Here is a 14,178-nt window from a genome sequence, read left to right as displayed (position 1 = left end):
GGGTTGCATAACACCTGCTATCCGTGCACCCGCTCAGCGCACTGCGCCGCTACTGACCAATATGCGACGCGACCGACATCATCGCCTCAGAGTTCGGGTGGGCGCCCAAGCCGCCATCGAAAACCTCGGAGAACGTCCAGCGAACGACGCCGTTGCGGTCGAGCAGGAACTGGCCCATGAGCTGGCCCACGCCGGTCGCCATCATTTGCTGGTCCGCTTCAGTGATATCGTAATTGTCTTTTTTGTTCAGATATTCGAGCGTGGCAAACGGATCCATCGGCTCAGGCATTTCGCCTGGCACGTTGAGCCGCATCGCCTTCACATCGCTCATTGAGACCTTATGCGGCAATGCGCTCTCGCCCTCAGTTATTTGCATATTGGGCAATCCAAAGGCGCGGTGTGAAACGCGCTCCGGATCGGATGCAGCAAGCAAACCAACCATCGGATGGTAGCGGAGATAAAGGCGCGCTCGCTCGATGGGCGTGTTCACCACCGTGAGGCTTTCGATGCCCTTTGCGTTAAGGGCTGGTGTGAGCAGCGAAACCGTCGCGATATGACGCCTGCAAAACGGACAATGCAGACCTCGATACAGCCCAACCAGCACTGGCTTCTCGCCGCGGAAATCGTCGATAGCTACCTTGCCCTCGCGAGTAATTGCGTCGAGTACGAAATTGGGCGCTCGTTCACCCAGTTGCAGAGGGCCTACGTCGGCGCGGTCAGACATGCTTGATCCTCCTCGCGGGTCAATCCAGTAACGAAAGCGCGGCGGTACTTCCGGCTCCAGCCCGTGTTCGGCACACACTTCCTGTGCGTGTTGAAATTGCAATATAGCACAGAGATGGGCGGACGTTGGGGCGCTACCTTGGTGTCGGCACTTTCCGAGCTTGATTTCCGGCCATTTTCGCGTCTTCATCACGGACGGCCTCGTCCGCGATGTTGTCGGACTCGAGGCTGTCGGGCTGCCGGTTTACTGTGCCGGGATCATCGCGAACTCGCCGGCGCGCAATGGTCCAGGCACTGTCGGATTTCCGGTGGTGTTGGGAGGCGTGACCATCTCGCCGGGAGACATATTGGTCGGCGACCGCGATGGCGTCGCTGTGGTGCCACGCCTGGCGGCTGAGACAGTGCTGGCGCGGCTCGCCGCCGTCAGGGCGGCCGAGCAGGCTCTTGATGCCCAGGTGCGCCAAGGTCTGGAAATGCCCGACTTCGCTGAGGCCGTCCTCAAGTCTGACAGGTCGCGCTTCGTTGACTGAAATTGGGTCGCCGAATTGCAAAAGAGATTTGAGTTTAGAATGACACGTTTGGTGCTGATAGGGCCGATCTGCTCCGGCAAGTCCACGATTGCGGAGCGCCTCTCCGACCGTTTGTCACTGCGCAACATCCCGCTCGATCTCGTACGTTGGGGATACTATTACCAGATCGGCTATGACCGGCGGGAAGAGTGGCGGCGTGTCAAGGCAATGGGCTGGCGTGCACGTTTCGACTACTGGAAACCGTTCGAGGCGTATGCTGTGGAGCAGGTGCTTCTCGACTATCCGGATACGATCATCGACTTCGGCGCAGGTCACTCGGTCTATGAGGACGACGTGCTTCTGGCGCGCGTCCAGACCGCGGTCAAGCGCGCTTCACATGTCGTTTATCTGCTGCCCTCGCCAGATATCGAGCGCTCGCTGGACATCTTATGCGCTAGGGCTGAGGTACCGGAAGACGAAAGGGCGGATTTTGTCGCATTAAACCGGCCGTTCCTGGAGCACCCGTCAAACGCGTCACTGGCGACGGCAACGTTCTACACCGACGGCTACAGTGTCGATGAGACCTGTGAGCAGATTGCCCGCATACTCGACAGCCAAGCGCCGCCGGTGAGTTAATCGCTTGCACCTATCGAACCGGGACATCACAAGTTATAAAGGCAGAGCCGACATGCGTCCTGTACCTGGCTCGGCCTTCAGGGCGAATGCTGGTTGAGGGGCCGACGTAATAGACCCCCGCCAGCGTGCGGAGGACTTAACCCACCAAAACGTAACCTATGCGGCGCGTCGTTGAGCGGGCTGGAGACCTGAACGGGTTCGACGAGGGTCGACGGCGGTCACGATGCCGTGGTGGTGATCGCAATAGACGCGATCCGGCGAAGTTGGCCCGGCACAAAAACGGTAACCGCCGGGTACTGACGGGTCTTCGCTCACCGGGAAGCGGCACTGATAGACGCCTAGCTGAATGAGGGGGACGTCTCTCGAAGTTGGTCTGATATTTTCAGGCATGGTTTTCAGGTTCCTGGTTCATGGCCATTGCCGGCTGACGGCCGCAGTGCGACAGCGTCAAGGCGAGCTTCTCTCGTTTTGGAGGGCTATGGATCACCATATGGTGTTGGTCGCAGCGTCAATGAAGCCCGGGACCCTGCTTTCGGAAGCCAGTTGTTGCGACTTAAGGACACACTTGCCGCGGTTGCCAGCGCGAAGGCCCCCGGCGGGCGATGTTTTCGTCCCACTGATCGCTCCGCCCCCTGAGGGGCAGGGTCCCAACGCGCTGCGCGCTTTCGGTTTTCAGGGCCCTCAACCGGCCAGCCCCGGGAGGGCGGGCTGCGGGATCGAATACATTTTGTCAGCAGACAGCGTGGTCGCGTCCCAGCGCATCTCTCCGAACCGTTGCGCCGGTGCTATGGTGTGCCTGCATAGTCAGACAGCAGGGATATGAGGCATGCCCGAAGTCACCCGCCGTACACTTCTTGCGTTCGCCGCCGTGGCCTCGGTCGTTGAACCGACGTTTGCTGAAGGGGAAGGGGCCTCACCCGAATTGCGGGCGCTGATCGGAGCCCATGAAGCCAGCTATGTCGGGCTTCACAGGGTTGTTCATCAAGCCGGCAGCAGCAGCCACGAACGCAAGCGGGCAGACCGGATTGAACAGGAAGCATTGCTGGCCATCTGCTCCTATCCGGCGATCAGCCGAGGCGATCGCCGGGCCAAGGCCGAGTACCTGTTGACCGCTGAGGCTCGGGGTGAACTCGACCTGGAAGAGCACATGCAGGCCATCCTGCACGCGATGAAGCGCTGATCGCGGCTCGACCGGCGCAGAGCTTGGACCCATCAACGACGACCGCCTCGAGGTTTCGTTCTGGGATCTCGAGTAGATGAAAGTGCGGAACGGCTCCGACGTCTGCCAGTTCCAGAGCTACACGAGCTACAGCAGTGCCCTGAATTTCGCCCGGAAGAATTTGGTGGGGAAGGGGCGGACTGTAGCTGCTAGCTGGATTGGCTTGGGGCGCGGCGCCGAGGCGTTGGCAAGCGCCCAAGCGAAGCTCGGCCACGGGAGTTGGGTCATTCTGGGGCTTGTTCGGGCTCGGTGCCGCGTTTCTTGATGAAGAACAGGAATGGCAACCGCTTCCCGGAGACGCCTGCCTGATTATCCGCGCCGCGCTCATTGTTGCGCCGCCGCCAGCCGTGGAGTGAATTCAAATGCCAACTGGGGATGACTTTCGGCGAGAGGCAATCGCTCAGATATCGCGAGCAAGCCAACAGGGCCGCGCACACGTAGAAATCAATGCAGGCGAGCTTCATCGTGTCGTCGGATCGTACCCGAACGGCGGCGCCCATCGAATGCCCATGGCATGTAGCGTCTTGCGAGAGTTGATGCACCCAGGCGATGAAATCGTCTTTCAACCCGAATCTGGCGCCGGAGCTTGGCTAACGATCCGATATCGATTCCCGCGCTAGAGCACCTATGGAATATCCGCGTTCAGAAACCAGTGAGACCAGGCGCCGGTTGCGAGCACTTCGTAGAGTTCCAGTTCATCGCGAGGATAGCGGCGCACAGCGGCGTGCGCATCATTGTCTGGCTCGGGTTCGTGAACAATTCGAACGCTATGGCCCCGGGCCGAGCACGCGGTGCGTATGTCGCCGGCCTTACCCCGGGCGAACCCACTTTTGGGAGAGATCTTCAGCGAGCTGTTGCGTAGCGTGTGGACAGCTGCGGTAACTTTTTGCTGGTCAGATCCTGCAAAATGTTCAAGCCAAGTGGCGGACAAATAGGAATCAACATCGCGCATCGCAAAGGCTTCGGGGAGAATGCCAATTACATCGTCCGTGCCATCAGCCTTTCGCAGCTTGGAAAAGGGGACACTTCGTATCAAGTGGCCTTCGTCCGGTATCTTATCACCCTTCATCCGAAAACCACTGCTGGGGGTTATAAGGCTGCAAGACAACAGGGAGCCGCAGAATTGTAGTTTGGCCGGCTGCCGTCTCACAGCCGACATCGGTCTGGGTTGAGACAACCCACCGAACGCTGTCGTCGGGCTTACAAACGATCGTGAGGCGATTGCTTCCAGTCGTCCAGGACGCGACCAAATTTCCATCGTTGGTCGCGCCGAGACCCGGCCGTCGCGCCTTGAGGAAAATCAACATTCGGATAAACGTTAAGGATGATCCGGAAACAACCGGCTTGTCGTCTTCATCCCATTCTTCCGCGTCAAGGAGGCTATCGACCTGTCTGAATAGGCGCGCCCTCCAGTCCGACGACAACAGGTGCATGGCAACTGTGTTCGTCGTGACTTTGAAAATTGCTTTGGCGTTTTCCAACAGCGTACTGAGATGGCTATCACTACCGCGAGGCTTGCTATCGCCCAAAGGCTTGAATGATCTGGTAAGCGCATTGGACAATGCATAATTCATCTGCGTTGAATATGCGCCGGCCGCTCCACTCGGGGGCAGCGCCGTGGGGGTTCGTGGGTGAGCGGCTACCGTTTGGGTAGTTCTTGTCATCGAAATAAATCTCTGGCTCGGTCGGTAATGCAGCGCTCAAAGATAGTGTTCTTCAATGGTCGCGCCTCTTCGAGAATCGCCAGAACATCGGCGCTTTTGGATGGTATGTCGCGCATCCTAAAGACGTCAATGTCCAACAAAATGGACATATGGTTCAGCAATGGCGACGGTGCAACTATGGTAGACATAATGTTGCAGTCCCAATGAGGATTGGCTGTCGGCATCGACGCCTGTACCAGAAATGTGGACATCGGCTTGTCGGAAATATTTGGGATTTGGGGCAATAAATTTAGATAATCACTGAGTTCGATGCGTTCTTCGCCGTTGATTGGTATGTCTATACGGTTAATAAACCTAGCCCCCAGCCGAACAACACCCCTTCCCGATTGCCCCTTTGACCAGATACGCCAGTTCTTCCTGATGCGTTCACTTAGAACGTCCCACCCCGGATAGGGTGCGGCACGTGCAACTATTAGACTGGTGTCCGCGAAGATCACGATATCTGCTTGGTCATCCGAAGTCCTTCGGAAGCGATCCGGTGTTTGATCGGAGTGGATCGTGGCAGCACCGCCAAGCGTGTCGATGCGAACTTCAATGCCTTTTTCAATGGTTTGATTCTTGTAGTCGCCCGCGACCTTGTTCGACATTGCCTGCAGGTCGTCAAAGGATATGGGACTATTTGTGAGGAACTCGACGACAGCTTCGACAATCGGCGGACGGAGATAGGAATTCACCAGATTGCCCCCCTTGGTTCTTTTCAGGGCATTCTATAACGACACGCTGCGGCCGGGTCGACGAGATTTATTTAGCATCCTTGGTCGCCTTCGGCCCGGGTTCGGGAAGGTTTTGCGCCAGAGCCAAAGCACGGGCGGCGGATTGGCGCCGATCCAAATCTAGCCGCTGATCCGCAAGGCGGTGTGGGCATGCTCGCTCATGCGATGCTTCCGCCTGCCCGTGTTCGCTGCTATCCGCAGGTGTATATTCGACGAATATTTAAGGTATTCGCGCGAAACGACAGTAAGTGATTGGCTTTGTTGGTACGCCCAAGGGAATCGAACCCCTGTTGCCGCCGTGAAAGGGCGAAGGAGTCGAGCCGAGCGGAACGCCAATCTGGAAACTCAGTGGCGACATGGTGGCGATCCGGAAGGGGTGCCTATCGGAATTGCTGACAAGGCCATCAGCAGATAATTGATTTTTATATGGAAAATGGTGGGCGATGCAGGGATTGAACCTGCGACCCCACCCGTGTGAAGGGTGTGCTCTCCCGCTGAGCTAATCGCCCGCTCGTTGCCCGAAGGCCAAGCGAGCCGCGATATAAGGGAGGCGGGTGCGGGAAGTCAAGGCGGTGTCCGGCAATCCGACACAGATCGGATTGTCGCCCTTTCGGGCCTGTTTCCGACGTGACGCCCGGCCGCTTTCCCCTCACTATCCAGCGGTGGCAATCAGCCTTTGCGCCAGATCGAGGGTCAGCGCGTCGAAATGCGAGATCACCGCCGAGGGCTCGAATTCGCGCACATGGCGGTCGGTGTAGCCGAAATCGACCGCCACCACTGGAATGCCGGCGGCCTTGGCGGTGTCAATGTCGGTCTGCGAATCGCCAACCATCAGGGCGCGATGCGGGTCGCCGCCGGCGAGCTTGATGGTTTCAGTCAGATGGCGCGGGTCGGGCTTGCGGAATGCGAATGTGTCCTGTCCGGCGATTGCGGCGAAGTGCCTGGTCAGGCCGAGCGCCTCGATCAGCGCCAGCGAGTTGGCTTCGTATTTGTTGGTGCAGATGGCCAGGAGATAGCCGGCATTCTCGAAACGCGCGATCGCCTCGATGACACCGGGGTAGGGGCGCGATTTGCCGGGGATGTTGTCGGTGTAATGGTCGAGGAAGAGTTTCAGCAGCCGGTCGTGTTCCTCGACATCGAGCGATCGCTGCTGGGCTGCATGCGCCCGTTCAATCATCACCCGGCCACCGTGACCGACAAAGCGCCTGAAGCCGGCTTCGTCGACCGCCGTGATCTGGCTGGCGGCAAGGCTGTGGTTCAGGCTGTCGAGCAGGTCCGGCGCTGTATCGATCAGCGTACCATCGAGGTCGAACACGATGATCGGGCGAGTCATGGTCTGTCCTGCGCAGGTTTTTGCATGGGGCAGGCGATAGCGGCTGCGGCGCGTCAAGGCAAGCGTGCTGGGCAAGCTCGCGGGAGCAAGCAGGCCCACCGGGCATTTCGCGGCGAGCCGCCAGAAATGAAAAACCCGCCACGGCGGCGGGTCGTTGGCGCAAATCAGCACCATGGACAGATATGTAGCATAGCTGCCATCACCAGGTCAAGAAAAAATTCCTATCGGAGCTGCCCGCGCATTGCCCCTGACTGCGCGTTGCACAACATGCAGCCCGCCAACAGCAGTGGGCCGCGGCCAAAGGCTTTGACCGGACCGGCAAAAATGCTAGGAGCCCGAAACGCTAGGTTTCCGGGGCAGCAAGCGGCATGGATGCAAGACAGTTGAAGGTTGAAGCCGCACGGGCAGCACTCGCTTATGTGAGCGACGGCATGCGGCTCGGCATCGGCACGGGCACCACCGCCGAAGAGTTCGTGCGGCTGCTTGCGAGCAAGGTTGCCACTGGCATGACCGTCATCGGCGTGCCGACGTCGGAGCGCACCGCGTTGCTGTGCCGCGAGCTTGGCGTGCCGCTGTCGACGCTGGAGGAAACGCCTGAGCTCGATCTCACCGTCGATGGCGCCGACGAGGTCGATCCGGAGCTGACCCTGATCAAGGGCGGCGGCGGCGCGCTGCTGCGCGAGAAGATCGTCGCAGCCGCTTCCCAACGCATGATCGTGATTGCCGACCGGTCGAAGATGGTCGAGACGCTCGGCCGTTTTCCACTGCCGATCGAAGTCAACCGGTTTGGCCTGCGCGCAACCGAAATCGCGATTGGCGCCGCGGCTGAGAAGCTCGGCCTTTCCGGTCCGGTCATATTGAGGATGACGGGGGGCCAGGCTTTTGTTACAGACGGCGGCCATTTTATCCTCGATGCATCTTTTGGCCGCATTCCGGATACAAGAGCGCTTTCGAATGCTCTCCACGCCATTCCGGGCGTGGTTGAGCATGGTCTTTTCATCGGGCTGGCGTCAGCGGCCATCATCGCCGGCGGCGACGGTATCCAAACTGTCCATGCCGCCCGAAAACCAGGGAGTTCTATCGATCATGATGTTGCATAACCGGGTTCGCAGCCTTTGCGCCGTTCTGGCGGCTTCGGCTGTTTTGGCCTTCTCTTCGCCGGCGTTTTCTCAGGATGTCACGGACTCGCACCTGAAGGCCGCCCGCGCTGCGGTCGCGGCGATCCACGCGACCGACCCGTTCGACAACATCCTGCCGCAGGCCGCAGCCGCGCTCGAATCGCAGCTCATCCAGAAGAACCCCGACATGCAGGAACTGATCGGCAAGACGATCAACGAGAAGGCGCTGGCGCTGGCCTCGCGCCGCGCCGACCTCGAAAAGGAAGCCGCACTCGCCTACGCAAAAGTGTTCTCCGAAAAGGACCTGACCGACATCGCCGCCTTCTACAATTCCGATGCGGGCAAGAAGCTGCTCGATAGCGGCCCAACGGTGACCCGCGACCTGGTCAAGGCAGCCGACATCTGGCAGAACGGCGTCGCCCGCGATCTCGCCCAGCAGGTTGGCGAAACGCTGGCCGCGGCCGCCAAGGCCAAGGCGCCGGCAGCCCCTGCCGATGCCGCAGCGCCCGCGGATGGAGCTGCGCCTGCGGACGGCGCCGCACCCGCCGATGGTTCGGCCCCGGCAGACGACACGCAGAACTGATCCTGCGCTTTCAAACGGCCTTGCGGCCATCGACGAAGCCCGGCTTGTCCGGGCTTTTCTTTTGATGCCTGGCGGCCTACCTGTCTGTGGATTTCTGAAGCTTGAGGAGCCGCTACATGGCCGGTTACGACTACGATCTTTTCGTCATCGGCGGCGGCTCGGGCGGGGTGAGGGCGGCGCGCGTCGCGGCGGCACTCGGCAAGCGCGTCGGCATCGCCGAGGAGTACCGCTATGGCGGCACCTGCGTTATCAGGGGCTGCGTGCCGAAAAAGCTCTACGTCTATGCCTCGCAATTTCCCGAGCATTTCACTGACGCCGCCGGCTATGGCTGGACGGTGCCGGAGGCCAGTTTCGACTGGCAGACACTGGTCGCCAACAAGGATCGCGAAATCAGCCGGCTGGAGGCGATCTACCAGAGGAATGTCGAGGGCGCCGGCGGCGAGGCCTTTCACTCGCGCGCCATGATCGTCGATCGGCATGTCGTGCATCTTCTGGGCGACGATCGCACCGTCACCGCCGACCAGATCCTGATCGCCACCGGTGGCCGCCCGGCGCCGCATCCGGCGCTGCCCGGCCATGAACATTGCATCTTTTCCAACGAGGCTTTCGATCTCAAGAAGCTGCCCAAGGCGATCATGATCGAGGGCGGCGGCTACATCGCCGTCGAGTTCGCCAACATCTTCCACGGCCTCGGCGTCGACACCACGCTGGTTTATCGCGGCAAGGAGATCCTCAGCCGCTTCGACATGGACCTGCGGCGCATGCTGCACGAGACGATGGAAAAGAAGGGGATAAAGATCCTCTGCCATTCCGTGTCCGAATGGGTGCGCAAGCGGCCGGACGGCCGGCTCGACGCGCTCGTCACCGGCGGCAAGGTGCTGACGGTCGACCAGGTGATGCTGGCCATCGGCCGCATCCCCAACACCGAGAATATGGGTCTGGAAGGCATCGGCCTGGAGATGACCAAGACCGGTGCGATCGCGGTCGACCAATACTCCCGCACCAACATCGACAACATCTGGGCGATCGGCGACGTCACCAACCGCGTGCAGCTGACGCCGGTGGCGATCCACGAGGCGATGTGTTTCATCGAAACGGCCTTCAAGGGAAATCCGACGGCGCCCGACCACGACACGATTGCCACCGCCGTCTTTTCACAGCCCGAAATCGGCACGGTCGGCCTGTCGGAGGATGATGCGGTCAAACGCTTCCCCGACATCGAGGTCTACCGCGCCACATTCCGGCCGATGCGGCACACGCTGTCCGGCCGCGACGAGAAGATGCTGATGAAGCTGGTGGTCGACGGCGCTTCGAAGAGAGTGCTCGGCGCCCACATCCTGGGGCCGGATGCCGGCGAGATGGCGCAGCTTCTCGGCATTCCGCTGAAGGCCGGGCTGACCAAGGATGATTTCGACCGCACAATGGCGGTGCATCCGACGGCGGCGGAAGAACTCGTCACCATGTACAAGCCGACTTATCGGGTGAAGGACGGCCAGCGCGTGGATTAGCGGCAAACGCCGGACCACGGATCTCCGCCGCGGCAAGGTCCTCCTTGCCACGGCGGAGATAAGAGGAACTGCTCAGAGGAGCGTGCCGCGCAGGATCACCAGCGCCACCTCGAAATAGATCACCAGCCCGGTGACATCGACCAGCGTGGCGACGAACGGGGCCGACGCGCTGGCTGGATCGAAGCCGATGCGTTTCAGGGCGAACGGCAGCATTGACCCCGACAGCGAGCCGAAGGTGACGATGCCGACCAGTGCCGCGCCGACCGTCGTGGCGATCAGCGGCCAGTGCGGCCCATAGTCGTAGAAGCCCATATATTGCCAGAGCGCGATGCGGCAGATGCCGACCACGCCGAGCATGGCGCCGAGCACGAGGCCGGTGGGCAGCTCGCGCAGCGCCACCCGCCACCAGTCGCCAAGCCCGATCTCGCGCAGCGCCAGCGCCCGGATGACCAGCGAGGTCGCCTGCGAGCCGGAATTGCCGCCCGAGCTCATGATCAGCGGGATGAAGAGCGTCAGCACGATCGCCTTTTCCAGCTCGCCCTCGTAGCTCTGCATGGCGTTGGCCGTCAGCATCTCGCTGATGAACAGCGCGCACAGCCAGCCGCCGCGCTTCCTGATCATCGCAAGGAAGCTCATCTTCATGTACGGCTCGTCCAGCGCCTCCATGCCGCCGAAACGGTGCACGTCCTCGGTCGTCTCCTCGATCATCGTATCGATAATGTCGTCGATGGTGACGATGCCGAGGATCTTGCCGTGGTCGACGACCGGGACGGCGAGCAGATCGTATTTCGAGATCGTCTGCGCCAGGGTTTCGCGATCGGTCAGTGGGGTGACCGTCACCGGCGCACGATCCGGCGCCACCGTCATGATCGAGTCCTCCGGCTCACCGGTGATCAACCGGCGCAGGCCGGTCGACCGCACCAGGAGGTGCGTTTCCGGATCGACGATATAGATCGCGTAGACGGTTTCGCGCGTCCGCTCGACTTTGCGGATGTAGTCGAGCGTGCGGCCTACGGTCCAGTCCGAGGGCACGCTGACGAACTCCGTCGTCATGATCGACGCGGCACTGCCTTCGGGATAGCCGAGAATGGCAAGCAGCGTGGCGCGCAGCGGTGGCGCAAGCCCGCCGAGCAGCTCGGAACGGGCCGGTTCCTCCAGCTCGCGCAGGATGTCGGCGGCGCGGTCGACCGACATGGCGGTGAGCAGCTTGCCCGCCTTGGCGCGCGGCAGCGCCTCCATGAGTTCGGGCGCGCCGTCGAGTTCAGGCTGGTCGAAGATCTCGACCAACCTCTCGAACGTCACTTCACACAGCAGTTCCGTCGCGGTTGCTCGCGGCTCCCTGTTCAGGGCCTCGACAATGTCGGCAACGTGATCGTTGGCTAGGATACGGGCGATCGCGACGGCTTCGTCGCTCGCCACCGGGGCAAATTCGTTCATGGTTCACTTCCCTGCCGTCCGGCAGGACATGAACCATGTGAGGTCACGTCTAGGCGGACGGCGGTTGCGTTCGACTGTGACTGTCGCCAGGCATGGCGCGGTGACCTTTCCGCTTGCGGGTTCGCGTTTGACTATCTGCAAGCGGGCGCAACATAGGAGCGCGCCTTGCCGAGTCAATCGCAGTGAGGATGGAAAACGGTGCCGAATGGCACCAATCGCGAGACTGTGATCACCGGCCGCCGCATGACACGGCCGGCCGAGATCAAAGCGTCGTTACTTCTGCTTCAGCCGGCGCGAGAAGCGCAGCCATTTGTCCTCGACCGGCCTTGGCTGGGCGAGAATGGTGGTGAGTTCGACAGGCAGGGTCGGAACCAGGGGCTTCTTGGTGGCGACACCGTCGGCGATCGCGACGATGCTGTGATAGAATTCGCTGCCGGTCATCGATCTCGGCGCCACCGCCTCGTGCATGACGCTGATCACCGTGACATCGGGACAGTTGTCCTTGATGGCCTGATGGAAGGCAATCTTGCCCTCCGGATCGAGCGCGCCGGTCGCCTCGTCGAGGAACAGCAGCCCTGGCTGCTGCAGCACGATGCGTGCCACCACCAGCTTCTGTTTCTGGCCGCCCGACAGAACCTGGTCCCAGCTTTTGCCTTCACGGCTTCCTTCGGCCAAATGCGAGATGAAGTCGCCAAGGCCGGCCTTGTACAGCGCCGCCGCGACCTGCGCGTCGCTGTGGTCGTGTTCGGAGCCCGGCAGGCAGACCAGCTGCTTCAGCGATACCGGCTGCAGCTTGACCTCCTGGGCGGCATAGAAACTCTTCACCCCCTCGGGGAAGACGATGGTGCCATGGCCATAGGGCCACAGGCCGTTGATCGCCTTGATCAGCGAAGTCTTGCCGCAACCGGATTCGCCTTTCAGGAACGTCCATTCGCCGCGCCGGAAGCGCAAATTGGCGGCACTGAGGAACGGCGAGGCGTCTTCGCCCTGATGCGCCAGCTCGAGCTTCTGGATGGTCAGGCCGAAAACCGGGTTCTGTGCGGCATAGTGGAAGTCGGAGCGACCTGTCTGGCTGTAGAACTCCTGCGGATGCTGCACGTTCTCGATCGCATTGGCGAGCTCTGTGACACGCTGGCTGTTGGCACGCAGCGTGGCGATGGCCGGCATGACGTGGATGAACCACGAACATTGGCCGATCAGCGAATTGACCAGCTCGGAGCCGGTTATGTAGCCCTTGAGATCGAGACCGTTGTGGATGAACGGCACCAGGCCGGGTCCGTAGGCGACAATGCGGGCGCCGATGAAATTGTAGATCAGCTCGAACGACATGTAGACGGTGTTGACGATGTTCAGCCGCGTCCATGTGCCGTCGATATCGACATAGAGCCGACCATGCATGGTCCTCTGCACGCCTTCGCCCTGAGAGGCCGCGACATGGAAGCTACGGCGCAGGAACGTCGTCAGCTCGCCGCGATAGCTGCCTTCGGCCTGCTGCATCCTGACGTTGAGGCGCTCGAGCAGGCCGCCGAGCTTGACCGCAATCCATGTGTTGAAGGGGACGTAAATGGCGACCGCCAGGAGAGCAAGGGCGGCGCTGCCATAGCTTCCCAAGAACTCAAGTCCCTTCACCTCGACCGAGCTTTTCAGCAATGCGCCGCCAACAAAGTAGAACGAGGTGAAGACACTGAATACGCCCATGGCAAGCCCGATGGCGCCGCCGGTCATGTCCTTGATGGATTCCTGGACGCGCTGGTCGATGTTGTCGGGGGCCGGTGTGCCGCTGCCAGTCGACGCATGCTGGGCATGGAAATGCGTGTGATTGGTGTCCAGCAATGCTTCGTTGAAGCGGCTGTCCAGCCAGCCACGCCATTTGCGGTGCAATGTCGCCGAGACAAGATTGCGGATGCCGGTAAAGCCGGCGTCCTTGAGCAAGACCAGCAGCACGAGGATGCCGGCATTGACCAGCAACGTGCGAAGCGGCGTGGTGTTGGCGGCGTCGTGGAAGAAGGCGATCGAGTTGACCAACTCGCCGGAGGCTTCGGCGAACCAGACACCGGCCTTGCTGGACAGCGCCGTGAGCAGCGCGATCACCAGCGTCAGGGTCCAAGCTTCCTTCCACCGGTCCGAGACCCAGTAGGCCCGCATCAGTCCCCAGAAGCTGCGCATCGACGATACCGGCGTCAGAAGCGATGGCCTTGCGGCATCACGAGGTGTTTTTTCCGGTACTGACTCTTGCGATGGTCTACCGACCCGAATCACGATCCCGCCTAAACCTTTTTTGTTTTGTTACGGATGGTAACACCAATTGATCATATTCTATTAATTTTTAAAGCTGGCCAAAGGGATTACCCCGGCGGCCGTTGCCATGAGGCAACAGGTTGCGGCGCTAAAACGCAGTCAAACCGATCGGAAAAAGCGGAATATCGCTATTGATTTCAAATTGTTGATGGACGCGAGCGGGTCGTCGGCGAAGTTTCCCTTAGGGAAGGTTTTCACACGGGTTTGTGAACTCGAAAATCGAATGGACGGGTCTATTTCCTCACTGCGGACTGACCGGAACTTCGGAAATTGTGCCGTTCGTGACCTCGCCAGGCTTGCCGTCTATCCTTGTCGGAGGCTGAAAAGTGACTGGAAACGGTCGTTGCGGCAGCGTCTGTCGATCTCCGCTTCGCCGA

The 14,178-nt window shown here is 60.7% G+C and carries 15 protein-coding genes and 1 tRNA gene; 6 read left to right on the top strand and 10 right to left on the bottom strand.

From position 1 onward, the window contains the following. Positions 1–49: 49 nt before the first annotated feature. A complete protein-coding gene (locus tag B5V02_RS33205; protein WP_111548204.1) occupies positions 50–724 on the bottom strand; it encodes a peroxiredoxin-like family protein in 675 nt (224 codons plus the stop codon). A gap of 160 nt (positions 725–884) precedes the next feature. Between B5V02_RS33205 and B5V02_RS33200 the strand changes: the two genes are divergently transcribed. Further along, positions 885–1,253, top strand: coding sequence for an RraA family protein (locus tag B5V02_RS33200; protein ID WP_167458773.1), 369 nt, complete (start codon positions 885–887; stop codon positions 1,251–1,253). Between the two features lie 39 nt (positions 1,254–1,292). After that, entirely contained in the window at positions 1,293–1,868 is a 576-nt protein-coding gene (locus B5V02_RS33195; RefSeq protein WP_111548202.1) for a shikimate kinase, read from the top strand. A 156-nt stretch (positions 1,869–2,024) separates the two neighbouring features. Here the strand turns inward: B5V02_RS33195 and B5V02_RS42845 are convergent, their stop codons facing one another. After that, positions 2,025–2,258 (bottom strand): GcrA family cell cycle regulator, encoded by a 234-nt coding sequence (locus B5V02_RS42845; protein ID WP_111548201.1) that lies wholly within the window; start codon positions 2,256–2,258, stop codon positions 2,025–2,027. A gap of 436 nt (positions 2,259–2,694) precedes the next feature. On the opposite strand from B5V02_RS42845, the gene B5V02_RS33180 reads away from it, so the two are divergent. After that, positions 2,695–3,048 (top strand): hypothetical protein, encoded by a 354-nt coding sequence (locus B5V02_RS33180; protein WP_111548199.1) that lies wholly within the window; start codon positions 2,695–2,697, stop codon positions 3,046–3,048. Positions 3,049–3,311: 263 nt separating this feature from the next. Here the strand turns inward: B5V02_RS33180 and B5V02_RS33175 are convergent, their stop codons facing one another. The 6 genes from B5V02_RS33175 to B5V02_RS33150 form a co-directional block, all read right to left on the bottom strand. After that, a complete protein-coding gene (locus B5V02_RS33175; protein ID WP_111548198.1) occupies positions 3,312–3,653 on the bottom strand; it encodes a hypothetical protein in 342 nt (113 codons plus the stop codon). Positions 3,654–3,712: 59 nt separating this feature from the next. Next, complete coding sequence (locus B5V02_RS33170) at positions 3,713–4,156, bottom strand: hypothetical protein (RefSeq protein ID WP_111548197.1); 444 nt, start codon at positions 4,154–4,156, stop codon at positions 3,713–3,715. Further along, the gene (locus tag B5V02_RS33165) at positions 4,146–4,649 is read right to left on the bottom strand and encodes a hypothetical protein (RefSeq protein ID WP_146606202.1); all 504 of its coding nucleotides are present in this window, start codon (positions 4,647–4,649) and stop codon (positions 4,146–4,148) included. Before B5V02_RS33165 ends, B5V02_RS33170 begins: the two co-directional genes overlap by 11 nt. A 98-nt stretch (positions 4,650–4,747) precedes the next feature. Continuing rightward, positions 4,748–5,485: a TIGR04255 family protein gene (locus B5V02_RS33160; protein WP_167458772.1), complete on the bottom strand. Its 738-nt coding sequence runs from the start codon at positions 5,483–5,485 to the stop codon at positions 4,748–4,750. A 473-nt stretch (positions 5,486–5,958) separates the two neighbouring features. Then, positions 5,959–6,033: transfer RNA gene (locus B5V02_RS33155), tRNA-Val, on the bottom strand. Between the two features lie 143 nt (positions 6,034–6,176). Next, positions 6,177–6,857, bottom strand: coding sequence for a phosphoglycolate phosphatase (locus tag B5V02_RS33150; protein ID WP_111548252.1), 681 nt, complete (start codon positions 6,855–6,857; stop codon positions 6,177–6,179). A gap of 368 nt (positions 6,858–7,225) precedes the next feature. Here B5V02_RS33150 and rpiA point away from each other — a divergent pair, with 368 nt between their 5' ends. From rpiA to gor, 3 genes are all read left to right on the top strand, one after another. Beyond that, on the top strand, positions 7,226–7,957 hold the full coding sequence (gene rpiA, locus B5V02_RS33145; protein WP_111548194.1) for a ribose-5-phosphate isomerase RpiA: 732 nt from the start codon (positions 7,226–7,228) through the stop codon (positions 7,955–7,957). Continuing rightward, entirely contained in the window at positions 7,944–8,558 is a 615-nt protein-coding gene (locus B5V02_RS33140) for a DUF2059 domain-containing protein (protein ID WP_111548193.1), read from the top strand. The genes rpiA and B5V02_RS33140 overlap by 14 nt, the downstream gene beginning before the upstream one ends. Positions 8,559–8,674: 116 nt before the next feature. Further along, entirely contained in the window at positions 8,675–10,066 is a 1,392-nt protein-coding gene (gor, locus tag B5V02_RS33135; protein WP_111548192.1) for a glutathione-disulfide reductase, read from the top strand. A gap of 72 nt (positions 10,067–10,138) precedes the next feature. Here the strand turns inward: gor and mgtE are convergent, their stop codons facing one another. Together mgtE and B5V02_RS33125 are read right to left on the bottom strand one after the other, a co-directional pair. After that, entirely contained in the window at positions 10,139–11,503 is a 1,365-nt protein-coding gene (gene mgtE, locus B5V02_RS33130; RefSeq protein ID WP_111548191.1) for a magnesium transporter, read from the bottom strand. A gap of 273 nt (positions 11,504–11,776) precedes the next feature. Next, complete coding sequence (locus B5V02_RS33125; RefSeq protein ID WP_167458771.1) at positions 11,777–13,669, bottom strand: ABC transporter ATP-binding protein/permease; 1,893 nt, start codon at positions 13,667–13,669, stop codon at positions 11,777–11,779. Positions 13,670–14,178: the final 509 nt, after the last annotated feature.

The organism is Mesorhizobium kowhaii (assembly GCF_003253745.1).
In the GTDB taxonomy this organism is placed as follows: domain Bacteria; phylum Pseudomonadota; class Alphaproteobacteria; order Rhizobiales; family Rhizobiaceae; genus Mesorhizobium; species Mesorhizobium kowhaii.
Note: the sequence above shows the minus strand (reverse complement) of the source record. Positions and strands in the feature narration are given on the sequence as shown.